Origin of the sequence: Bradyrhizobium sp. 482_C4_N1_8 (assembly GCF_052075965.1) — a bacterium.
Lineage (GTDB): Bacteria > Pseudomonadota > Alphaproteobacteria > Rhizobiales > Xanthobacteraceae > Bradyrhizobium > Bradyrhizobium barranii.
The window spans coordinates 1,450,676-1,471,344 of the sequence record NZ_CP197231.1 but is presented as its reverse complement, the minus strand read 5'-3'; the positions used below and the strand labels follow the sequence as shown (position 1 = coordinate 1,471,344).

19 protein-coding genes are annotated in these 20,669 nt (G+C 65.5%); 10 read left to right on the top strand and 9 right to left on the bottom strand.

Annotated elements, in window-relative coordinates; all coding sequences use genetic code 11:
* Positions 1-35: 35 nt before the first annotated feature.
* Positions 36-2,432, bottom strand: a complete 2,397-nt coding sequence (locus AB7Z56_RS06885; protein WP_354098299.1) for a TonB-dependent hemoglobin/transferrin/lactoferrin family receptor — start codon at positions 2,430-2,432, stop codon at positions 36-38.
* 249 nt (positions 2,433-2,681) lie between these two features.
* On the opposite strand from AB7Z56_RS06885, the gene AB7Z56_RS06880 reads away from it, so the two are divergent.
* Genes AB7Z56_RS06880 through AB7Z56_RS06865 form a run of 4 tightly spaced genes read left to right on the top strand, consistent with a single transcriptional unit; the run spans position 2,682 to position 5,748 of the window.
* Positions 2,682-2,888, top strand: coding sequence for a hemin uptake protein HemP (locus AB7Z56_RS06880; protein ID WP_063981151.1), 207 nt, complete (start codon positions 2,682-2,684; stop codon positions 2,886-2,888).
* A 6-nt stretch (positions 2,889-2,894) separates the two neighbouring features.
* On the top strand, positions 2,895-3,845 hold the full coding sequence (locus AB7Z56_RS06875; RefSeq protein WP_063981150.1) for a heme/hemin ABC transporter substrate-binding protein: 951 nt from the start codon (positions 2,895-2,897) through the stop codon (positions 3,843-3,845).
* Positions 3,842-4,936: a FecCD family ABC transporter permease gene (locus AB7Z56_RS06870; RefSeq protein ID WP_063981149.1), complete on the top strand. Its 1,095-nt coding sequence runs from the start codon at positions 3,842-3,844 to the stop codon at positions 4,934-4,936. The genes AB7Z56_RS06875 and AB7Z56_RS06870 overlap by 4 nt, the downstream gene beginning before the upstream one ends.
* Positions 4,933-5,748 (top strand): heme ABC transporter ATP-binding protein, encoded by an 816-nt coding sequence (locus tag AB7Z56_RS06865; RefSeq protein WP_063981148.1) that lies wholly within the window; start codon positions 4,933-4,935, stop codon positions 5,746-5,748. The genes AB7Z56_RS06870 and AB7Z56_RS06865 overlap by 4 nt, the downstream gene beginning before the upstream one ends.
* 74 nt (positions 5,749-5,822) lie before the next feature.
* Here AB7Z56_RS06865 and AB7Z56_RS06860 read toward each other — a convergent pair whose 3' ends face one another.
* A complete protein-coding gene (locus AB7Z56_RS06860; protein WP_063981147.1) occupies positions 5,823-7,499 on the bottom strand; it encodes a mucoidy inhibitor MuiA family protein in 1,677 nt (558 codons plus the stop codon).
* 185 nt (positions 7,500-7,684) lie between these two features.
* Positions 7,685-8,305, bottom strand: a complete 621-nt coding sequence (locus tag AB7Z56_RS06855) for a response regulator transcription factor (protein WP_063986095.1) — start codon at positions 8,303-8,305, stop codon at positions 7,685-7,687.
* Positions 8,306-8,507: 202 nt separating this feature from the next.
* Between AB7Z56_RS06855 and AB7Z56_RS06850 the strand changes: the two genes are divergently transcribed.
* Positions 8,508-9,545, top strand: coding sequence for an AraC family transcriptional regulator (locus AB7Z56_RS06850; protein ID WP_063981146.1), 1,038 nt, complete (start codon positions 8,508-8,510; stop codon positions 9,543-9,545).
* A 2-nt stretch (positions 9,546-9,547) separates the two neighbouring features.
* On the opposite strand, the gene AB7Z56_RS06845 is transcribed toward AB7Z56_RS06850, so the two are convergent.
* Positions 9,548-10,759, bottom strand: a complete 1,212-nt coding sequence (locus AB7Z56_RS06845; RefSeq protein ID WP_063981145.1) for an NnrS family protein — start codon at positions 10,757-10,759, stop codon at positions 9,548-9,550.
* A gap of 140 nt (positions 10,760-10,899) precedes the next feature.
* Here AB7Z56_RS06845 and AB7Z56_RS06840 point away from each other — a divergent pair, with 140 nt between their 5' ends.
* The gene (locus tag AB7Z56_RS06840) at positions 10,900-11,610 is read left to right on the top strand and encodes a Crp/Fnr family transcriptional regulator (protein WP_039153608.1); all 711 of its coding nucleotides are present in this window, start codon (positions 10,900-10,902) and stop codon (positions 11,608-11,610) included.
* An 86-nt stretch (positions 11,611-11,696) separates the two neighbouring features.
* Here the strand turns inward: AB7Z56_RS06840 and AB7Z56_RS06835 are convergent, their stop codons facing one another.
* Together AB7Z56_RS06835 and hemN are read right to left on the bottom strand one after the other, a co-directional pair.
* Positions 11,697-11,894, bottom strand: coding sequence for a DUF1858 domain-containing protein (locus AB7Z56_RS06835; protein WP_014492467.1), 198 nt, complete (start codon positions 11,892-11,894; stop codon positions 11,697-11,699).
* 341 nt (positions 11,895-12,235) lie between these two features.
* Complete coding sequence (hemN, locus tag AB7Z56_RS06830; RefSeq protein WP_063981144.1) at positions 12,236-13,588, bottom strand: oxygen-independent coproporphyrinogen III oxidase; 1,353 nt, start codon at positions 13,586-13,588, stop codon at positions 12,236-12,238.
* A 159-nt stretch (positions 13,589-13,747) separates the two neighbouring features.
* Here hemN and AB7Z56_RS06825 point away from each other — a divergent pair, with 159 nt between their 5' ends.
* The 3 genes from AB7Z56_RS06825 (at position 13,748) to AB7Z56_RS06815 (ending at position 16,220) form a co-directional block, all read left to right on the top strand.
* On the top strand, positions 13,748-13,954 hold the full coding sequence (locus tag AB7Z56_RS06825; RefSeq protein WP_063981143.1) for a hypothetical protein: 207 nt from the start codon (positions 13,748-13,750) through the stop codon (positions 13,952-13,954).
* Positions 13,955-14,191: 237 nt separating this feature from the next.
* Complete coding sequence (gene nirK, locus AB7Z56_RS06820; protein ID WP_063986094.1) at positions 14,192-15,289, top strand: copper-containing nitrite reductase; 1,098 nt, start codon at positions 14,192-14,194, stop codon at positions 15,287-15,289.
* A 52-nt stretch (positions 15,290-15,341) separates the two neighbouring features.
* The gene (locus AB7Z56_RS06815) at positions 15,342-16,220 is read left to right on the top strand and encodes an SUMF1/EgtB/PvdO family nonheme iron enzyme (protein WP_063981142.1); all 879 of its coding nucleotides are present in this window, start codon (positions 15,342-15,344) and stop codon (positions 16,218-16,220) included.
* Positions 16,221-16,318: 98 nt separating this feature from the next.
* Here the strand turns inward: AB7Z56_RS06815 and AB7Z56_RS06810 are convergent, their stop codons facing one another.
* The 3 genes from AB7Z56_RS06810 to AB7Z56_RS06800 are packed head-to-tail and all read right to left on the bottom strand — an operon-like array spanning position 16,319 to position 18,351.
* Complete coding sequence (locus AB7Z56_RS06810) at positions 16,319-16,954, bottom strand: GNAT family N-acetyltransferase (RefSeq protein WP_063981141.1); 636 nt, start codon at positions 16,952-16,954, stop codon at positions 16,319-16,321.
* 22 nt (positions 16,955-16,976) lie between these two features.
* Complete coding sequence (locus tag AB7Z56_RS06805; RefSeq protein ID WP_011089829.1) at positions 16,977-17,627, bottom strand: 3-oxoacid CoA-transferase subunit B; 651 nt, start codon at positions 17,625-17,627, stop codon at positions 16,977-16,979.
* 16 nt (positions 17,628-17,643) lie between these two features.
* Positions 17,644-18,351, bottom strand: coding sequence for a CoA transferase subunit A (locus AB7Z56_RS06800; protein WP_028151658.1), 708 nt, complete (start codon positions 18,349-18,351; stop codon positions 17,644-17,646).
* Between the two features lie 271 nt (positions 18,352-18,622).
* Between AB7Z56_RS06800 and AB7Z56_RS06795 the strand changes: the two genes are divergently transcribed.
* Positions 18,623-20,512 carry an AsmA family protein gene (locus AB7Z56_RS06795; protein WP_283018935.1) on the top strand — a complete coding sequence of 630 codons (1,890 nt, stop codon included), beginning with the start codon at positions 18,623-18,625 and terminating at the stop codon, positions 20,510-20,512.
* The last annotated feature ends 157 nt before the right edge of the window (positions 20,513-20,669 follow it).

Below are 20,669 nucleotides of genomic sequence, written 5' to 3'. Positions count from 1 at the left end.
ATACGGCGTCCCGTTTGCTGTCGTCGGCGTACTCCTTAGATGCCGCCGAAGTGGTACTTCAGGCCTCCCTTGACCACGAGCCCGGGGCCGGCGCTCGCCCATTTCACGTCGTTTTGCGTATCGCCCGTACTGCCGACCGGAATGGCGTAGGGCCGGTAGTACTGGTTGAGAAGATTTTCGACCGAGAAGTTGAGCGTGAGATCGGGCCGCGGCTGATACTGGGCGTAGAGGTTGACGAGATCGTACGACGTCGCCGGCGTATAGGTCGGCGGGATGTCGGTGTTCGCAATCACCGACGTCCACATCACCGAGAGGATCAGGGTCCGGTCCAGCAACCGCACGCCGGCGGTCGTCGTGACCTTCTGCGGCGGAACGCTGTACAGGCCAAATCCCGTCTGGAGGTTTTTGCCGTTCTGGTAACTGCCGGAGAGGCCGAAGAACCAGGTGTTCGCGTCGTACATCGCCTCGGCCTCGAAACCCTGGATGCGGGCGGACGCGACGTTCTGATATTGCAGGAACGGAAGCACGGTGATGGAGGGCGCCGGCGGCGGGCCGGTGGGGACCACCAGCGGATTTCCATAGGCGACCTGATCGATGAAGTCGGAGATGTCGTTGCGGAACACGTTGATCTTGCCGCGCAGCGTATCGCCCGCCGTGAACAGATCGTTCTTCTTGATGTTGAAGCCGATCTCCTTGTTCTTGCCGACCTCGGGCCGCAGATTCGGATTCGGGACGAAGCAGAAGGTCGAATCCGCTCCCGGACCCGGCGTGCCCGACGGACAGCGGAAGAACGAGTCGTTGACCGTCGCACCCGAATGCGGACCGCTGACCAGCGTTTCCGTGATCGACGGCGCGCGATAACCTTCGGCGTAGCTGACATAGGGCGTCACGACCGCCGTGGGAACGAGCCCGACGGTGATCTTCGGCGACAAACGGTCGCCGCCGGACGACGAGGATGCCGAGGAGAGCTGATAATTGTCGTAACGAAGCGCGCCGATCACCTCGAGCATGGAGGTGTAATTGGCCTTCCACTGCACGAAACCGCCGGAGACCGTACGCTGACCGCCGGGCGTCGTCACTTCCGACGTGCCGGTCCTGTCCTGCGTCGACACCTTGTCCTGGAACGCGTCCAGTCCGTAGGTCACCGCGTGACGCCAGCTGCCGGTATCGAAGCGCGTGGTGTTGTACACGTCGACGCCGACCGTATCGAGCAGATATCCACGGTTGCTGCCGATACAGCCGGACACGGCATTGCCGGGCACGCCGCTGCAGAAGACCGACGGCGTCGTGCTGGTATGCGCGGTCTTGACCTGGTCGTTCTCGGTGCGATTCCAGTAGACCTTCGCATCCCAGTCGAACCACTGGTCATCCGGCTGCGAATATTTCCAGCCGAGCGTCGTGGTGTAGTTCTTGACGTCGGACCTGTAGATCGACGTGCCGCTCAGGTTGTTGGCGCCGTTCGCATTGGTCGAGTTGGGATCGCCGGCACGGCGTGGCGGCTGACCCACGCTGTAGATGTCCTCCTGGAAGATGGTGCCGAGCTTGATCTCGTGCCCATCGGCCGGGCGCACCGTCAGCTTGGCGATGCCGCTGGTGAGCCGGTTGCCGGTGTTGGCGACCTCGAAGCCGGTGCCGTCTTTGTAGCTCTCCTGCGTCGAATAGGTGCCGCCCGCGAACACGTCCACATTTGGATTGACGTGAACACCGCCGAAGGCCGAACCGAGCGCTCGCCCGTAATTGCTGCCAAGAATGGTCTTGACGTCAACACCCCAACGTTCGCCGGCACGCACGACGTCCTCGATATCCTTGGTGCGGAACGACGCCACGCCGCCGATCGCACCGGAACCGTAGATGTTGGCGGTCGGACCACGAACGATGTCGATGCCGCTGATCAGTTCGGGGTTGAGGAAGAACGAGCCGTTGGCGAAATGGCCCGTGCGCTGATAATTCTGCCGCGCGCCGTCGACGACGACGGCGACGCGGCCGAAATCCTGCAAGCCGCGGATATTGATCGAGGTCGACGGCTCGTCGCCGCGGTTCTGAACCCATACGCCCGGCACATTATAGATGAGATCGCCGACCGTGCTGGCCTGGCGGCTTTCGATCTGCGCCGAAGTCACGACGCTGACCGGTGCGAGCGCGTCGACCGCGCGCTCGTCGGTCTTGGAGGCGGCAGCCGTGATGGTGTCGAGCGCCTGAACACCGACGATCGCCTGCGCGCGTGCATCCCACACGCTGGTGCTGGCCTGCTGCTGCTGAACAGCTTGCGGCTTGGCCGGGTTGCGCTTGGCCTGCTTGGGCTTCGCCGGCTTGGATGATTGCGCGGTTTGATCCGCGGTCTGCGCAAAGCTGCTCACCGGCGACACCGCCGCAATTGAAACCACCGACGCGCCCAAAATCAGCGCGCGCGAATACCTAGCCCCGTCAGCCATACACCCAACCCAATCATGATATGTCTTGTTTGGCTGGCGTGCGCTCGCGCGGCGAGCGACTGGCTGGCTATTCTCTGGTGCAGGCCCCCCGGCCCGCATTGTTCCATTTGGTTACGTGGCAACACCCTGACGGTCAATGTCATCGGGTTGCAGTTTATATCGATTGTAAATTGCCGCCGTTGGAATGCGCCTGATGCCGCTTATACAAACAAGACGCATCTGAAATTTCGAAAGCGCATCACACCTACCATGTCAGCAACGTCCGGAGACAATAGCGGCGATGCGGCAGGGCCGACACAAAGCCCTTCTGCAACAACGAGAAGTTTGACCATACGCGGGAGCCGGATCGACAGCCGCGAGCTGTTTGCGGCGGAGCGCGAGATCATCATCGCGCATGGCGAGGACGCCTATCGCCTTCGCCTGACCTCGCAGAACAAGCTGATCCTGACGAAGTAACCTGCAATGACATTTTGTCGCACCCTCGCAAACCTCCTGCTCACCGGCACCATCGCGCTCGCCTCGACCGCGCACGCCGCCGGTATCACGGTGCATGATGCGCGCAATCGCGATGTCGCCGTTGCCGACTTCGCCCGCACGGTCTCGATCGGCGGCGCCATTACCGAGATCCTCTATGCGCTCGGGCTGGAGAGCCGCCTGGTCGGCGTCGACACCACGAGCCTCTATCCGGCAGCGGCGCTGCACGACAAACCCAATGTCGGCTACATGCGCCAGATTTCGGCCGAGGGCGTGCTGGGCCTCAACCCGACCCTGATCCTGGCGATCCAGGGATCGGGCCCGCGCGAGACCATGGACCTCCTGGAGACGGCGAAGGTGCCGCTGGTGCTGGTGCCCGAGACCTTCTCGGAGGAAGGCCTGATCGAGAAGATCAAGCTGGTCGGCCATGCCATGGGCGTCGATGCGCGCGCCGAATGCCTGAGCACCGCAGTGGCTACGGATCTTGCGCAGCTGCGCGCACTGCGTGCCAAGGTCACGAAGCCGGTCCGCGTGATGTTCGTGATGTCGCTCCTGAACGGACGGGCGATGGTCGCCGGTCACAAGACCGCCGCCGACGAGATCATCCAGCTTGCAGGCGCCACCAACGCGGTCGAGGATTACGACGGCTACAAGAACATCGGCGACGAGGCGATCGTCGCGGCAAAACCCGACGTCGTGCTGTCGATCGAGCGCGGCAAGGATTCACTGCAGGCCGACGCGGTCTACGCCCATCCCGGCTTCGCCTTGACGCCGGTCGCGGCCAACAAGAGCTTCATCACGATGGACGGGCTCTATCTGCTCGGCTTCGGCCCGCGCACGGCCGCGGCGGCCCGTGATCTCTCCGTCAAGCTCTATCCGGCATTGGCCGAGGGCGGCGCCTTCACGTCGGCTCTGTCGGCGGCGAATTGCCGGCAATGAGCGTGGCGATCGGGACGGACTCGCGGAGCCCGCGACGTGCGGGCGCAGGACGGCGATTTACGTCGATTGCCATTCCCCTGCTCCTGGTGATCCTCGCGGCCACCGCCATCGTCGCGCTGACCGTGGGCGCGGCCGGCATTCCCCTCTCCCGGCTGCCTGCTGCGCTCGGTCTCGCAGGCAACACCACCGCCGACGCCGTGACGACGCGCGACCAGCTCGTGTTGTGGTCGATCCGCATTCCCCGGATCGCGGCGACCGCGATGGTCGGCGGCCTGCTCGCCGCGGCGGGCGCCATCATGCAAGGACTGTTTCGCAACCCGCTCGCCGATCCCGCGCTGGTCGGCGTCTCCAGCGGCGGTGCGCTGGCGGCCGCAAGCGCAATCGTCTTCACCGATTCGCGCTTCGGCGAGACGCTGCGCTTCCTTCAGACCGAGCTGTTGCCGCTCGCGGCCTTTGCGGGCTCGCTGGCCACGACCGCGATCCTTTACGGCATCTCCAGCCGCGCGGGGCGGACCTCGATCGCGATCTTCCTGCTCGCCGGCGTCGCCATCACTGCCATCACCAATGCCGGCATCGGGCTTCTGGTGTTCATCGCCGACGACCGCCAGCTTCGCGACATCACATTCTGGCTGCTGGGCTCGATGAGCGGCGCGACCTGGACCAAGGCCGCCGTGCTCGCGCCGATCCTCATCATCGGGCTCGGCGCCTGCGCGTATATTGCCCGCGGCCTCGATCTGCTGGTGCTCGGCGAGGCCGACGCGTTTCACGGCGGCGTCGACGTCGAGCGTCTCAAGCGGATCTCGATCGTCATGGTCTCCGCCATGACAGGGGTCGCGGTGTCGATCAGTGGCGTCATCGGCTTCGTCGGCATCGTCGTGCCGCATCTGCTCCGTCTCGTTATTGGACCTGCGCATCGCCTGCTGCTGCCGGCCTCGGTGCTGCTTGGCGCGATCCTGATGGTCGGCGCCGACACGCTGGCGCGCACGATCGTGGCGCCCGCGGAGATGCCGATCGGCATCTTGACGGCAGCGGTCGGCGCGCCTGTCTTCCTCGGCATCCTGCTGCGCCAGCGCGGGCTCGCCTCGCTATGAGCGCCGTGATCGAGGCGCGACGCTTAAGCAAGCGCGCCGGCCGCGCCACGCTGCTCGATGGTGTCGGCCTATCGGTTGAAGCCGGCGAGATGGTCGCGATCATCGGCCCGAACGGCGCCGGCAAGTCGACGCTGCTGCGGCTGCTCTCCGGCGATCTCCGCCCGAGCGAGGGCGAGGTGCACCTGAAGCAGCGCGACATAAGCAGTTATACGCCGCGCGAGCTTGCCGCGCGCCGCGCGATGCTGTCCCAGCACATCAACGTCACCTTCCCCTTCACGGTCGAGGAGATCGTGCTGATGGGCGCGGGCGACCGCAGCCTGCGCGATGCCGTGTCGCTCGTCGACGCCGCGCTGGACGAGGTTGGCCTCGCACATTTCCGCGAACGGCAATTGCCGACGCTATCGGGCGGCGAGCAGCAGCGCACCCATTTCGCCCGCGTGCTGGTGCAGCTCGCCTGCGGCGAGGCCGAGCATGGGCCGGGGCTCCTGCTGCTGGACGAGCCGACATCGAGCCTCGACCTGCGCCACCAGATCGACCTCGTCGAAGCCGCGCGCCGCCGCGCGGCAGGCGGCACCGCTGTCATCGCGATCCTGCACGACCTCAACCTCGCGATCCGCTTCGCCGACCGGCTCATCGTCCTGAACGGCGGCAAGCTCGCTGCCGACGGCCCGCGCGCGGAAATCGTCACGCGCGAGACCATTCGCGACATCTTCGAAATCGACGCCGTCGTTCATCAGGCCGACGACGGCGTGCCCTACGTGCTGCCGCAATCGATGCGGGCGGCGGCGCGAGCCGAACTGCCGCCGCGGTGAAGATGCACTCCCTCGCCCCGCTTGCGGAGAGAGGTAACGAAGACGGCGCCGCGCCTCGGTTCAGACCGGGCGCATTACCCCGCCGGCACGATCACCATGCCCTTGTCCTTGGGCCAGCGGACGCGCCAGGCGAACTTGATCTCCTTGATCTCGCCGGGTTTTGCGTCGAACGCCCATTCCAGCACGCCGCGCCTTTCGCGCAGATTGGTGGTCGTGGGCGGCGTGGTCGAGGACAGCATCTCGACGCCAATATCCTCGTTCTCGCTGACCGGAAGCTGATCCTCGATCGCGATGCGGATCGGGAAGTCGTGCCCGTTGCGAACGACGGTGCGGAACGAACGCGTGTCGGTCTTGGAGGACGCGATCACCCCGGCCGTGCCTTCGTTCTGCCTGATGACGGTGCGCTCGATCTTGATCTTGTCGTCGGCACCGAAGCCGAGCCGGATCGCGTCGTTCCGCGCGGCGGTCGAGAATTTGCTGCGACCGACGAACGTGCCGTCGCGGAAGATCGCGACCTTGCCGGGCAGCAGATTGGTATCCTCGGCAAGCTTGAATGACGCCTCGAGGTAAGCGGTGGGATCCGCGACCGGGGCGGCACGGATGGCGAGGTCGGGCGTCACCGTCATGGAGGAGATGAGCAGGCTCTTGGCGCCCTCATTGGCACCGAGGCTGACGCGGCCGCTGATCTGATACACGGCCTGAAAATCGCCGATCTCGGCGTTGGCCTGCTGCTCGTCCGCGCGCTCACGCAGCTCGGGCTCCGCAGCTTTCGCCATCGCCGGAGATTGCGCCTGCCGCGTCATCGGCTGCGCGGGCACCGCCATGTCCGACGCCGTGCCCATTGCCAGCGGCTTCGGCAGTTGCGGATACCTCACAACCAGCGAATTCAGCTCCGGTGCGCTACCGCCGCGGCTGACGCGAACGGTGGAAACACCGAGGTTGACGTTCGACCAGTCTTCGCCGGTCGACTGCGTCACCTCGGCGCGGCGAACCAGCTCGAGCTGCGGCTTGCGGTCCTTGGCACCGGTGTCGAGCCGGGCATCATACAGCGGCAGCCAGCGCGCATTGCGGACTGCATAAGTCACCCGCAACGTCGCCTTCGTCGCGGCGGCGGCGGCAACATCGATGCGAACCTCAAGCTTGCTCGGCGGCTTGGCCGAACGCTCCGCTTCAAGTTGCGCGAGCTGCCGATCGATCTCGCGCTGCTTTCGCGTGGCGTCGCGGATCGCGGTATCGGCGGTCGCGATCTCCTCGGCGACCGCGGTAAAGGCCGCGCGCCATTCGGTGATCGGCCGAGCCTCGCCCTTCTCGCCAAGGCCGGCGGGAGAAGCCTCCGCAAAGTGCTGCGCGAATTTGCGCCGGGCGTTGGCCGCGTCGATATCGCCTTGCACATCGGCGCGCTGATCCTTCAACGCCTCGATGCGCTTATCGAGCTCGGGCAGATTGGCGGGTTGTGCCGCGCGCGGCGGCCGCGCGTCGATGGTCCCGATGGTCAGTTTTGCGCCCGCCTCGCCCTCGACACGGAGGGAGGACGGATCGAGCGAGAGCGGAAAGTCCTTGGCGACCAGCGTGCTGTCGCCGGAGGCGAGGTCCAGCGCGATGACACGGGTGACGGTGGCGCCATCCGGATAGACGGTGACGGTGTCGATGGCCGATGTGGCGTCCACATCGGCGGCCCATGATGGCGACGCCGTCGCCATGGTCACCAGAACCAGGCTCGTCGTTGCCAGACATCTTGCGGTGATGCGCATAAAGTCCCTCCTGCCGTATCGCCGCGCCGCCAGCCGGACGCGTGCGATCAAATGCCTCGCCAACATGGTTGGACGCGGCAGGGAAGGAACTGGTTCGATTGGGGTTTCCGTGGGGCGCCGCCGCGGCCGCACCAAGGCCGCGGAACGTGTCGTCGTCCCGTGGCGAAGCCGTTAAACTTAGGTCCTTAAACCGGGGTGGGCGAACCCTGGCCGAAGATGCGGCGGAGCAGATCGGTCACGTTGCGGGCGCCGGCCTTCTTCAGGATGCCTGCGCGGTAGCCTTCGACCGTCCGCGCACTCAGATGTATGCGCCGGGCGATCTCCTTGTTGGTCAGGCCGGCAGCAAGGTGCTCGAGCACATCGACTTCGCGCCCGGTCAGGGGCTCGCAGCCGGGCAGCCAGCGTTGCCGGTTTGAACCCGGCTGCGCGAACTCGTCGATGGCAGCATCGATCCGGTCGACGATGTCGCGGGTGCGGAACGGCTTCTCGATGAAGTCGGCCGCGCCGCTCTTGATCGCGTCGACCGCCATGGCGATGCTGCCGTTCGCGGAGGTCACCAGAACCGGCGCCATGCAGTTCTCCTCGCGCAGGCGCTTGAGCACGTCGAGGGCGGAACGATCCGGCGGCATCTCCAGCAACACGCAGGCCGGCATCCGGGCCTTGGCTTCCGACAGCAGCGACGCGCCGTCGGCAAAGCAGATCACGTCATAGGCGCTCTGTTGAAGCGCCATTGAAAGTTGTTCGCGGGAGGCCGCGTCAGTTTCAATGACGAATACCTCACCCTTGGAAAGCATGTTTCCCGGCATCATCCCGATCCAGCAATGTCTTGGTCAAATGGCCCGAGACGGCAGCGGGGCTTCGTCGCGCCGCGTCGTCATACGCACGGCATTCACGCCCGTGCTTCGGTTTCCCTTATGTATGTTCCATCCTGTTCCCGGATTTGACGGATCGGGACAGAAACTTTACATTTCGGGACATCTGCGGGAATGGCTGACTGGAACGGGTCGCATGACCGACCTCATGCGCAGCGCAGGCTTGAGCTACTACCCGGATGTCGCCCGGTCGGTCGGGCTCGACCCGAAACAGATGATGCGCAAGGTCAGGCTGCCACTGGCCGTGCTCGACAAGCCCGATACCCCCATTGCCGTGACCAGCCTGCGCCGGCTGCTCGAATTGTCGGCAGAGGCATCGGGTGCCGAAGATTTCGGCTTGCGGCTCGCCGAGCGCGGCGGGCTGACCAATTTCGGCGCGGTCGGCCTGATCGTGCGTGAACAGGCGACCGTCAGTGAGGCCATCGAAGCGTTCTCGCGCTTCATCCACGTTCATCACGACGGCATGAAGCTTGAGGTCACGCGCGATAAGCAGACCGTGACGGTCACACTGCATTTGCGCGGCCGGCAGCCGACCGCGCCGCGCCAGTCGATCGACATGGCGCTCGGCAGCGTCCACCGCATCATCCAGTCGCTGTTCAGCAGCGACTGGCGGCCGCTCGAGGTGCATCTGCATTATCCGCCGCCACACGACCGCAAGCGCTACCGCGACTTCTTCGGTTGCCGCGTCACCTTCAATGCCGATGACGATGCGATCCTGTTGTCGGCGCATGACATGGAGCGGCGAATTCCGAGCGCGCATCCGCTGATCGCGAGCTATCTGCGCAAGCGGATCGAGGCGATCGAGACGCGGCCGGCAAGCTGGGAGGAGAAGGTCGACGAGGTGGTACGCATCCTGCTCGCAAGCGGCGACTGCACGGTCGAGCGCGTGGCCGAGCATCTCGCCTGCACCCGCCGCACCATCCATCGGCACCTCGCCGCATCGGGCACCAGCTTCTCGGCGATCCTCGACGCGCAGCGCGCCGATCTCGTGACCCAGCTGATCGACGACCCCGGCCGGCCGCTGGCCGATATCGCCACCCAGCTCGGCTTCTCCGCGCAGAGCGCGATGGCGCGCTGGTTCCGTGGCCGCTTCGGCTGCAACATCACCGCATGGCGCAAGGGCGTGCGGCCGCTGGCCAAGCGCGCCGGCGTTCCCTCGGCGTCCGCGGCCTAGGCTCAGCGTGCCGGAGCGGGCACGCCCATGATGGCAAGGGCGCGCCGGGGGCTGCCGGCGAGCAGCGGGCCGAACGCAATCGCAAAGCCGAGGAACGCGACGATCCAGCCGCAGGCGGCGATGTGCAGCAGGACATCGCCATGCGCAGGCAGCACCACCGCAGCGACCCGCGCCAGCGCCGCGACGATGATCGCAGCGTAAATCCCCTGCGTCGCGGGCGAGGCCGTCAACGCCTGTCCGGTATGCCCGAGGCTCGCGCGGGTCATCACCGCGAGCGTCATGGTTCCGGCCGCACCAGCCATCCAGGCGTGAATGCCCGCGCTCGGCGGCAGCGCGCCGAAGACAGCCAGGGCATGCAGCAGGAAGCCCAGCGGCACGAAGACATAACCGACATGCAGGATCAGCAGCAGCCGCTCGCGCGTGGTGCGATCGCCGGCCCAGCGTGCAAGCCGGACCAGGTGCAGCACGCCGACCAGCGCCATCACCGCGCCGGTGACCGTGTTCAGCGGCGCCACGATCCATGCGATCAGCGCGAACGCGCTCAATCCGATCATCGCGCCGTCGAAGCGCCCGAACGGCACCGGCAGGCGGCCGGGATTGAACTTGACCAGCCAGTTGCGGGTGAAGCTCGGGATGATGCGGCCGCCGATCAGCGAGATCAGCAGCACGACCACGCCGATGCCGACGCGGATGCTGACATCGGCCGCGCCCTCGAAGTGCGCTTCGAGATGGAAGGCGACGTTACCGGCGAGCAGCACCAGCACGAGCACCACCACCGGCAGATTGCGCCAATTGCCGCCCGCGATGATTTCGCGCGTGGCCGCAGCGACGACCAATGCCAGGAAGGCGGCATCGACGACGAGCGCGAACGCCCAACCGATATCGGCGGACAGGGTCACTGCAAAACGTCCGGCCAGCCACACGGTCAGCAGCGCGCCCAGCGACGTCCCCTGGATCGGCAGCCGCCCGGTCCAGTTCGGGATCGCCGTGAACAGGAATCCCGTGATCACCGCCGGCAGGAAGCCGTAGAGCATTTCGTGGACGTGCCAGTCGCGCGGCGCGAACGCAGAGCTCACCGACAATTCGCCGTAGAACATCGGCAGCCAGGCCAGGATAGAAAGCCCCGCCTGGATCGCGGCGAGCAGGAAAAACGGCCGAAAGCTGTTCGCAAACAGCGGCCAGCCCTCAAAGTTACGGGATCGGGCGCCAGCCATGGGGGCAACTCCTGTGAATTCGGACGGTCACCTGGATCGTCATTTGGAAAAATACTGCCGTCCGGCCGGCCCGTTTTGCGCTATCGCAAACTGCCTGACGAATACAGGTGCCATCACACTCCGAGCGCCAAGGAGGCAGAATGGCCAAGGTCGACACATCGCTGGTTGCGCATTTGCCGCTGTTTTCAGGCGTCAAGCCGGAGGACCTCGAGGAAATCCTGCGCGAGGCCCGCTCGGCGCGGTACCCCAGGAACACCGCCATTTTCGAACAGGGCGCCGACGCGCAATCCTTCTTCCTGCTGCTGCACGGCCACGTCCGCGCGGCCAAGACCACCCCGACCGGCGAGCAGATCGTGGTGCGCTATGTCGCCCCCGGCGAGACCTTCGGGCTCGCGATGGCGATTGGAGCCGCGCACTATCCGGCGACCGCGATGGCGGTCGACGACAGCGTGGTGCTGATCTGGCCGAATTCGGCCTGGCCGCGGCTGATCGAGCGGTTTCCGGCAATCGCCGCCAACACGCTGCAAACCGTCGGCGCACGACTGCAGGAGAGCCATACCCGCATCCTGGAAATGTCGACCCAGCAGGTCGAGCAGCGCGTCGCGCATGCGCTGCTGCGGCTCGCAAAACAGTCCGGCAAGAAGCTCGACCACGGCATCGAGATCGACTTCCCGATTAGCCGCCAGGACATCGCGCAGATGACCGGCACCACGCTGCATACCGTCAGCCGCATCCTCAGCGGCTGGGAGAGCCAGGGCCTCGTCGAGAGCGGCCGCCAGCGCATCATCCTGCGCGATCCGCACAAGATCGTCGTGCTGGCGGAGCGTACGGCGGACGGCAATTCTGCGTAAGATAGGGGTGAGGGCGCTTCCGCTTACGGCGCAAGCCTGCCCTCACCCGGGAGTCCGCGCGCGACCCGCGCGAACTCCGACTCGCCTCACGCCGGTACGCATTCGCACAGCGCAGCGAGGAATTTGTCGCGATCGATGCCATGCTCGCGGCAGGCGTCTTCCACGGTATGGAAGGTCGCGATCGGACAGCCGACGCAGGCCATCCTGAAGGCGAGGAACACGCGGATCGTGTGCGGTGCCGCTCGCATGATGTCATCGACCAGATCGTCGGATCGGAAGGGCATGGACAACTCCGTTCCGAAGTGACGATAGCCGGGTGGGTCCGAGCTTCTTTGTTGAAGCGCAAGCTGGTGGTTGCTTCTCCCTCTCCCCGCAAGCGGCAGGGCTATCGCATATGAGAAAAAACGTGGCGGGAAGCTCGCCCGCAGCCATCCTTCGAGACGCCCGCCTCCGGCGGGCCCTCAGGATGAGGACGGAGTACGTGGTCACTATTTCGACAGGCAAAGCCGCCGCTCAGCCTCATCCTGAGGAGACCGCGGAGCGGTCGTCTCGAAGGACGAGGCGCTCGCTCAGACCCCGCCAAGCTCATATGCAAAAGTCCCTGCCGTAGGCGGCGCGAGGTGAACTACACCGCCCTGCTGTGCAACTGCTTGCCCGGATCCAGATGCGCATCGAACGCCGCTGCAACACTGCGCACCAGGAAGCGCGAGTCGCTTGCGACCGCGAGACGGTCGCCGTCGAGCCTGACGATGCCGTCCGAGATCAGCGGCTTTAGGCGCGCGGCCGATTGCAGCATCGCTTCGGGCTCCGCACCATGTCGCGCACAGATGTCGCCGAGATCGGCGCTGAACTCGCACATGATGCGCTCGATGATGTCGGCGCGGAGCCGGTCGTCGTCGGTGAGCCCGTAGCCCTTCGCGGTGGCGAGGCGGCCGGCGGCCACGCTCTGCGCGTAGGCGCCGATCTGCACCTGGTTCTGCACATAGCCCTGCGGCAGATGCCCGATCGCGCTCGCGCCGAAACCGAGCAGGACTTCGCCCTTGTCGGTGGTGTAGCCCTGGAAATTGCGCCGCAGCGTCCGTTCCTCGAAGGCCACGGCCATGGCGTCGTCGGGTCGCGCGAAATGATCGAGCCCGATCTGCACGTAGCCGGCCTCCTTCAACGCATTGGCGATCGCGCAGGCCTGGTCATGACGTGCGAGGCCGTCGGGCAGTACGGCCTCGTTGATCATGCGCTGGTGCTTCTTGAAATCAGGCACATGCGCATAGCCGAACACCGAGAAACGATCGGGCCCGAGCTCGAGGCTGCGCCGAACGGTGTCCAGGCAGGACGCCACGGTCTGGTGCGGCAGCCCATAGATGAGGTCGAAGTTGATCCCGTTGATGCCGGCGCGATGCAGCCTATCGACGACGGAAGCCGTCTGCTCATAGCTCTGCACGCGATTGATCGCGCGCTGCACGACCGGATCGAAGCTCTGCACGCCCAGGCTGGCGCGGTTGACGCCGGAGAGCCGCATGGCCTCCACCATCTCTGATGTCAGCGTGCGCGGGTCGATCTCGACCGCGATCTCGGCCGAGGGCAGCACGAAGAACGAATGGCGCATCGCCGCCATCAACTCGGCAAAAGCCTCCGGCGCCATGATGGTCGGCGTGCCGCCACCGAAATGGATGTGCTCGACCTTGATGCGGCGACCGATGGTCTCAGACACCTGCGCGATCTCGCTGCGCAGCGTCCGCTGATAGGCTGCAATGAGCCCGTCGCGGCGAACGATCTGGGTATGGCAGCCGCAATACCAGCACATCTCGCGGCAGAACGGCACGTGCAGATAGAGTGACGCGCTGGCGCCTGCCGGGAGCCCGGCGAGCCATTCGGCATAAGCATCCGGGCCGACCGCCGGCGAGAAATGCGGTGCGGTCGGATAGCTCGTGTAGCGCGGCAATCTCTCTTCGCCGTAGCTCGCTGCGAGATCTGTCCTCATGTCTTACCCATTCGTAAATCGATGCCGCGCGGTGGCGCGGCAAATCCCGGATGGCATTGGATGACCCGTTTTCGGGCGGACCACCTTGCGCTCGCTCAAAGTCCGAGCGCCGGATCGGGGCCATGATGACGTTCAATCATGACTCACTGGAGATAGGCCATGGCGTCGCTCGCGCTCGATCTCGTTCTCTGGCTCACCGGCGCTCGCGGTCATATCCCGCGCTTCGACGATTTTCGTCCCGCCCCCGCGGCACCCGCCGTCGGCGCAGGTTATCTCGTGCGGGTGCTGGCGATCACGGCCGCCATCTTTGCAGCGCTGTCGCTCGCGGTCTGGGGCACGGTCTGGATTGCGATCCAGCTTCTCTGATCGACAACCATAGATTCACAATCGCGCATAGTTGAACATGCGAACGATTTGCCGCTTGCGCGACTGATATCACGCGACGCCGCGTGCTTCGCACGGCCGATACGCGCTTCGGCAAACCTCCTAAGGATTTTACCGGAGGCGAATTCGGCAAAAGCTTGTCGCAGCGCAAACACTCTTGCCGTAACAGGCGCAGACTGCATCCGTCATCAAAACCCTTTCAGATGAAGGATGCTTCCGATGTTCACCCGCAGAGCCGCATTGATCAGCGCCGCCGCGACCGCCCTGATGCTCGCGACACCCACGTTCGCCGCCGGCGATCTCAAGCTGCCGCGGCAGAAGGTCGAGCTGGTCGCCCCGCCCTTCGTGCACGCGCACGAGCAGGCCACGACGCAGGGGCCCAAGATCGTCGAGTTCAAGCTCAACATCGAGGAGAAGAAGGTCGTCATCGACGACAAGGGCACCACGTTCCAGGCCATGACCTTCAACGGCTCGATGCCGGGCCCGCTGATGGTCGTGCATGAAGGCGACTACGTCGAGGTAACGCTGGTCAATCCCGCGACCAACACCATGCCGCACAACATCGACTTCCACTCCGCGACCGGCGCGCTCGGCGGCGCCGAGCTCACGCTGGTCAATCCCGGCGAGCAGGTCGTGCTGCGCTGGAAGGCAACGCGGACCGGCGTGTTCGTCTATCACTGCGCCCCGGGCGGCCCGATGATCCCCTGGCATGTCGTCTCCGGCATGAACGGCGCGGTGATGGTGCTGCCGCGCGACGGACTGAACGACGGCAAGGGCCATGCGCTGAAATACGACAAGGTCTACTATGTCGGCGAGCAGGACATGTATGTACCGCGCGACGAGAAGGGCAACTTCAAGTCCTACGATTCGCCGGGCGAGGCCTTCACCGAGACCGAAGAGGTGATGAAGAAGCTGATCCCCTCCCATGTCGTGTTCAACGGCAAGGTCGGCGCGCTCACCGGCAAGAACGCGCTGACGGCCAAGGTCGGCGAGAACGTGCTGATCGTGCATTCGCAGGCCAATCGCGACAGCCGTCCGCACCTGATCGGCGGCCATGGCGACTATGTCTGGGAGACCGGAAAATTCTCCAACGCGCCGGAGACGGGCCTCGAGACCTGGTTCATCCGCGGCGGCTCGGCGGGAGCTGCGCTCTACAAGTTCCTGCAGCCCGGCATCTACGCCTATGTCACGCATAATCTGATCGAGGCAGCCGACCTCGGCGCCACCGCGCACTTCAAGGTCGAAGGCAAGTGGAACGACGATCTGATGACCCAGGTGAAGGCGCCCGCGGAGATACCGGCTCCCAACACCAACTAGACGCGACAGGGGGCCGGTCATCGCCGGCCCCTTCCTTCTTCGGGGGACGACCATGCTGATCGCATTCAAGCTGAAACTGCTGCTCGCCTGCGCCGCAGGGCTCGCAGGGCCGATCGCCGTGGCGCCGCTGGTCTCGGACATGGCGGTCCATGGCACGGCGACGGAGCCTGCGATCGTCAGGGTCGCGCCGGGTAATCTCTCCTATCGCGAGGCCGGCGATTTCACCCGCGCGGGGCTGCAGGCCGAAGTGCCGCTGCGCGCGATGCGCTTCAACCGGCCGCTGCACATCATGCGGCACCAGGTCTCGTCATCCGACTATCAGCTTTGCGTGCAGGATAGCGCGTGCCGCGCGCTCGATCGTGGCGTCGCGATTGCGTCCGATCGTCCCGCGGTCCAGGTGAGCTGGCACGATGCGCAGGCCTATGCGGGCTGGCTGTCGCGCAAGACCGGCCACACCTATCGCCTGCCGAGCGACGCGGAATGGGCCTTTGCGGCCGGCTCCCGGTTCAGGGACGACGGCGCGCCTGTGGACGCAGACGATCCTTCAAAGCTCTGGCTCAGCCGTTACGAGCGTGAATCCGAGCGCGACCTCTCCGACACGACGGCCTATCCGTTCGGCAAGTTCGGCACCAACGAGCACGGTATCGAAGATCTCGCCGGCAATGTCTGGGAATGGACCTCGACCTGCTTCGTGCGCTCGCGGATCGACGCAGCCGGCAAGGCCGGCCGCCCCACCGTGAATTGCGGCGTGCGCGTCGCCGAGGGTGCGCACCGCGCCTACGTCACCGACTTCATCCGCGACGCTCGCGCCGGCGGCTGCGCACAGGGCGTGCCGCCCGCCAATCTCGGCTTCCGCCTGGTGCGCGAGGAGCCGTCATGGGTCGCAAGCGTGTCGGCGCGGTGGGGCAAGGTGTGGGCGGCAAGGTCGTAGGTATCGCCGAGTAGCCCGGATGGAGCGCAGCGCAATCCGGGATCGGACCATCCACGAGCACCCCGGATTTCGCTACGCTCCATCCGGGCTACGGCGCATCACATCGTTCGCGCAAACATGCGAAATCCGGGCGCGCCGATGATCGCCTCGAACGCGGGATCGCGCTTCTCTTCTGCGAAGACAAATCCTGCCCTGGCGTAGGCGCGTTCAGCCGGCTGATTGCCGATCAGGAACGATATCGTCGCGCGGGCAAATCCGGCCGCTCGTCCCTTATCCAGTGCGAGCGCAAGCAACGCCTGCACGAGGCCGCGACCGCCATAGGCGGGATCGGTCGCGACGTGCTCGATCATCCAATCACCCTCGCCGCCCTGAACCCAGCAGGCGCGCGTGTAGGTGCCGCGGCGACGGATGGCTTCCAGCTCCGGCGCGGCAAGCCCGGTCGCGGCACCGACCTCCTCGATGGCACGCCAGGCCGCAGGCCCCGTGCCGGCCGCCGGCAGTGCGCACAACGCGGCAGCAGGCTTGCCATCGATCTCGGCGATCAGGAATTGCGAGACATGCCACATCGACACCGCATGTGCGGTCGCGATGCGCGCGATGAAATCGCGGCACTGTGCCTGGGGCCAGCCGAGCGCGACGTCGAACCAACCGCGCGGCCGATAGCCGCGCTGCGACGACAGGATGGTTTGTGCGATGAAATCGGCGTCTTCGGGACGCGCAGACCGTATCGTCATGCGCGCCCCCGTTGCGACGACCTTACGTATTCTTCAGCGCGACGCGGAATTCGGCTTCGGTCTTGGCCTTGACCTCGTCGAGCGAGACGCCGTCGGCGAGCTCGATCAGCGCCATGCCGCCGTCGCCGTGCTTGTCGATGGTGAAGACCGCGAGATCGGTGACGACCATGTCGACCACGCGCTCGCCGGTCAGCGGCAGGTTGCACTTCTTCAGCAGCTTCGAGCCGTCCTTGGCCGAATGCTCCATCACGACGACGACGCGCTTGACGCCGGCGACGAGATCCATAGCGCCGCCCATGCCCTTGACCATCTTGCCGGGGATCATCCAGTTGGCGAGATCGCCGTTCTGGGCCACCTGCATGGCGCCGAGGATCGACAGGTCCATGTGGCCGCCGCGGATCATCCCGAAAGAATCCGCGCTCGAGAAATACGAGGTCGACGGCAGCTCGCTCACGGTCTGCTTGCCGGCATTGATGAGGTCGGCATCCACCTCGTCCTCATAGGGGAACGGGCCCATGCCGAGCATGCCGTTCTCGCTCTGGAGGCTGACATCGACGCCATCGGGGATGAAGTTCGAGACCAGCGTCGGGATGCCGATGCCGAGATTGACGTAGTAGCCGTCGCGCAGTTCCTTCGCGGCGCGCGCAGCCATCTGTTCACGGGTCCAGGCCATGTGAGTCTCCTGACGCTTAAGCGGCGGTGCGCGGGCGGGTGTTACGGAATTCGATGCGCTTCTTGGCCGTACCGACCTCGACGATGCGCTTCACGAAGATGCCGGGCGTGTGGATGTGGTCGGGATTGAGTTCACCGGCCGGAACCAGATGCTCGACCTCGGCCACCGTGATCTTGGCGGCGGTCGCCATCATCGGATTAAAGTTGCGCGCGGTCTTGCGGTAGATGAGGTTGCCGGCGGTGTCGCCCTTCCAGGCGTGCACGATGGCGAGGTCGGCGAACAGGCCACGCTCCATCAGGTATTTCTCGCCGTCGAACTCCTTCACTTCCTTGCCTTCGGCGATCAGCGTGCCGACGCCGGTCTTGGTGTAGAAGGCCGGGATACCGGCGCCGCCGGCGCGGATGCGCTCGGCCAGCGTGCCCTGCGGATTGAATTCGAGTTCCAGCTCGCCGGCCAGGAATTGCTGGGCGAACAGCTTGTTCTCGCCGACATAGGACGAGATCATCTTCTTGATCTGGCGGGTTTCGAGCAGGCGGCTGAGGCCGATACCGTCGACGCCGGCATTGTTGGAGACGACCGTCAGGCCCTTGACGCCGGACTCGCGGATTGCGTCCGACAGCTCCTCGGCGATGCCGCAGAGGCCGAAGCCGCCCGACATGATCATCATGTTGTCTTTCAGAACGCCTTCGAGAGCCGACTTGGCGTCGGGATAGACCTTGTTCATGCAAATAACCTTCGGGTGAACCTTCGGCTGGCAGGCGTCGCGCCTCATTGGCGGCGATTATTAGGCGAAATCGTCCAAAGCCGTCAATGATACGGGGTTCTCCGTTCCGTCCTCCGGTGATAGAAGCTGCCCACGCCGTGGGCAGACCCGTCCGCGGCCTTGAAAGCGACAAGAAAACCCATCAAGTTGCGGGGGTTGGGCGTGGGCACGCAGGTTTCCGGTCCGCCCTTCTGGCTCCCGCGACCAACCCGATCAGGACATGCCATTGACCATGGCCCAAGGAATGAAGCGCCTCGGGACGCCGATCGCGGCGCTGCTCGGCCTCGCGCTGATCGCCCTGATCGCGACCTCCTGGCTCATCAACCGCGACGCGCTGCGCAAGGCGGTGGAAACGCAGATCCGCGACGTCACCGGGCTCGAGCTCAGCGTGGCAGGCAGCATCGACATTTCGCTGCTGCCGGCGAGCTACATTTCGTTCCATGACGTCGGCCTGAAGGGCGGCGGCACCAGCGATCCCGCGCTCCATGTCGACGTGCTCACCGCCAATCTCCGGCTGCTGCCGCTGCTGCTGCAGCGGTTCGAGATCGCCGACCTGACCCTGCTGCGGCCGCGCATCCATGTCAGCCTGAAGCAGGACGGCGAAAGCAACTGGACGCCCTTCATCCAGACCATTGCGCGCACCATGAAGCCGGGCGCCGAGAACCAGGTGTCGTTCTCCGAGATCAGGATCCAGGACGGTGTGCTCAATTACGAGGACGCCACCACCCACGCCGCCGAGAAGTTCGAGGACATCGACCTGTCGCTGGCCTGGCCCTCGATCTCGCGGTCCTTCGCCGCGACCGGACAGTTCGACTGGCGCGGCGAGCGCGTCGACGGCTCGATCAGCTTCGCCGATTTCGTCGCCGCCCTCTCCGGCGACCGCTCCGGGCTGAAGGCGCGGATCGCCAGCGCCCCGCTCAAGCTTGCCTTCGACGGCAGCGTCGCCAACCGCACCAGCCCGATGATGGAAGGCACGCTCACCATCGACAGCCCGTCCTTGCGCAACGCGCTGCGCTGGACCGGTCAGCCGCAGCCCGGCAGCGGCGGCTTCGGCCGCTTCGCGCTGAAGGCGCGCGCCAATGTCGTCGGCGCCTCGATCGCGCTCACCAACGTCAATGTCGAGCTCGACGGCAACACCGCCGAGGGCGTGATGACTTACGCCAATAACGGCCGGCAGACGCTGCAAGCGACGCTTGCCGCCGACGCGCTCGACTTCACACCTTATATCTCGACCTTCCGCCTGCTCGCCAGCGGCGCCCGCGACTGGAACAGGCAGCTGTTCGATCTCAACGGGCTTTCGACCACCGACCTCGACATGCGCCTGTCGGCAGCCAGGCTGACAGTCGGGTCGTCGAAGCTCGGCCGCACCGCGATCGGCGCCAATCTGCGCAACGGCACGCTGGCGCTCTCGGTCGGCGAAGCCCAGGTCTATGGCGGCATCGCCAAGGGCTCGTTCGGGATCGCGCGCTCCGACACCGTCGCCGACGTCAAGGCGCAATTCCAGTTCACCGATGTCGATCTTCAGGCCTGCGCTTCCGAATTGTTCGGCCTCAACAAGCTGTCCGGCCGCGGCAACATCAACGTCTCGCTGCTGGCCTCCGGCTCCAGCCCGTTCGGCCTCGTGCAGTCGCTCGACGGCACTGCCACCGTGACCGGGCACGACGGTGCGATCTCGGGCTTCAACGCCGAGCAGCTCCTGAAGCGGCTGGAGCGGCGGCCGCTGTCGGGCGGCGGCAATTTCCGCAACGGCTCGACCCCTTATGACACTCTCACCATCGCGGTGAAATTCTCCGATGGGGTCGCCACCGCCGAGGACATCCGCATCGAGGGGCCGGCTGCGAAGATCACGCTGACGGGCACTGCCTCGGTGCCGACGCGCGAATACGACATGAAGGGCGTGGCGAGCCTCAATACGACGTCCGGCTTTCAGTTGCCCTTCATGGTGCAGGGTCCCTGGGATGATCCGCTGATCTTCCCCGACCCTGAAAGCCTGATCCGCCAGTCGCCTGCGGCGTCCCCCTTCCTGGACCTCCTGAAGCGGCGGATCACCGGCGAGAAGCACCCTGCGCCGACAGATTCGCCGACGGCCGATAACGCCAAGGACAACGCGAAGTCCAACTGAGGACGGCGATCGTCCGGCGCTGCCGGACCATCGCGAATTGATCCGGCCGAATTGATGCGGCGATTGGATCGATGCGCGGATTAAGCATCTCCGCTGGCCCGACACCCCACGACCTATGTCTGACAAGATGCCGCTAGATCGGCTGACGGCCATGCGC

Excerpts from the sequence above, each read along its gene's own strand:
- AB7Z56_RS06885 (WP_354098299.1), bottom strand. The coding sequence starts at position 2,432 with ATGGCTGACGGGGCTAGGTATTCGCGCGCGCTGATTTTGGGCGCGTCG.
- AB7Z56_RS06880 (WP_063981151.1), top strand. The coding sequence starts at position 2,682 with ATGTCAGCAACGTCCGGAGACAATAGCGGCGATGCGGCAGGGCCGACA.
- AB7Z56_RS06875 (WP_063981150.1), top strand. The coding sequence starts at position 2,895 with ATGACATTTTGTCGCACCCTCGCAAACCTCCTGCTCACCGGCACCATC.
- AB7Z56_RS06870 (WP_063981149.1), top strand. The coding sequence starts at position 3,842 with ATGAGCGTGGCGATCGGGACGGACTCGCGGAGCCCGCGACGTGCGGGC.
- AB7Z56_RS06865 (WP_063981148.1), top strand. The coding sequence starts at position 4,933 with ATGAGCGCCGTGATCGAGGCGCGACGCTTAAGCAAGCGCGCCGGCCGC.
- AB7Z56_RS06860 (WP_063981147.1), bottom strand. The coding sequence starts at position 7,499 with ATGCGCATCACCGCAAGATGTCTGGCAACGACGAGCCTGGTTCTGGTG.
- AB7Z56_RS06855 (WP_063986095.1), bottom strand. The coding sequence starts at position 8,305 with ATGCCGGGAAACATGCTTTCCAAGGGTGAGGTATTCGTCATTGAAACT.
- AB7Z56_RS06850 (WP_063981146.1), top strand. The coding sequence starts at position 8,508 with ATGACCGACCTCATGCGCAGCGCAGGCTTGAGCTACTACCCGGATGTC.
- AB7Z56_RS06845 (WP_063981145.1), bottom strand. The coding sequence starts at position 10,759 with ATGGCTGGCGCCCGATCCCGTAACTTTGAGGGCTGGCCGCTGTTTGCG.
- AB7Z56_RS06840 (WP_039153608.1), top strand. The coding sequence starts at position 10,900 with ATGGCCAAGGTCGACACATCGCTGGTTGCGCATTTGCCGCTGTTTTCA.
- AB7Z56_RS06835 (WP_014492467.1), bottom strand. The coding sequence starts at position 11,894 with ATGCCCTTCCGATCCGACGATCTGGTCGATGACATCATGCGAGCGGCA.
- hemN (WP_063981144.1), bottom strand. The coding sequence starts at position 13,588 with ATGAGGACAGATCTCGCAGCGAGCTACGGCGAAGAGAGATTGCCGCGC.
- AB7Z56_RS06825 (WP_063981143.1), top strand. The coding sequence starts at position 13,748 with ATGGCGTCGCTCGCGCTCGATCTCGTTCTCTGGCTCACCGGCGCTCGC.
- nirK (WP_063986094.1), top strand. The coding sequence starts at position 14,192 with ATGTTCACCCGCAGAGCCGCATTGATCAGCGCCGCCGCGACCGCCCTG.
- AB7Z56_RS06815 (WP_063981142.1), top strand. The coding sequence starts at position 15,342 with ATGCTGATCGCATTCAAGCTGAAACTGCTGCTCGCCTGCGCCGCAGGG.
- AB7Z56_RS06810 (WP_063981141.1), bottom strand. The coding sequence starts at position 16,954 with ATGACGATACGGTCTGCGCGTCCCGAAGACGCCGATTTCATCGCACAA.
- AB7Z56_RS06805 (WP_011089829.1), bottom strand. The coding sequence starts at position 17,627 with ATGGCCTGGACCCGTGAACAGATGGCTGCGCGCGCCGCGAAGGAACTG.
- AB7Z56_RS06800 (WP_028151658.1), bottom strand. The coding sequence starts at position 18,351 with ATGAACAAGGTCTATCCCGACGCCAAGTCGGCTCTCGAAGGCGTTCTG.
- AB7Z56_RS06795 (WP_283018935.1), top strand. The coding sequence starts at position 18,623 with ATGGCCCAAGGAATGAAGCGCCTCGGGACGCCGATCGCGGCGCTGCTC.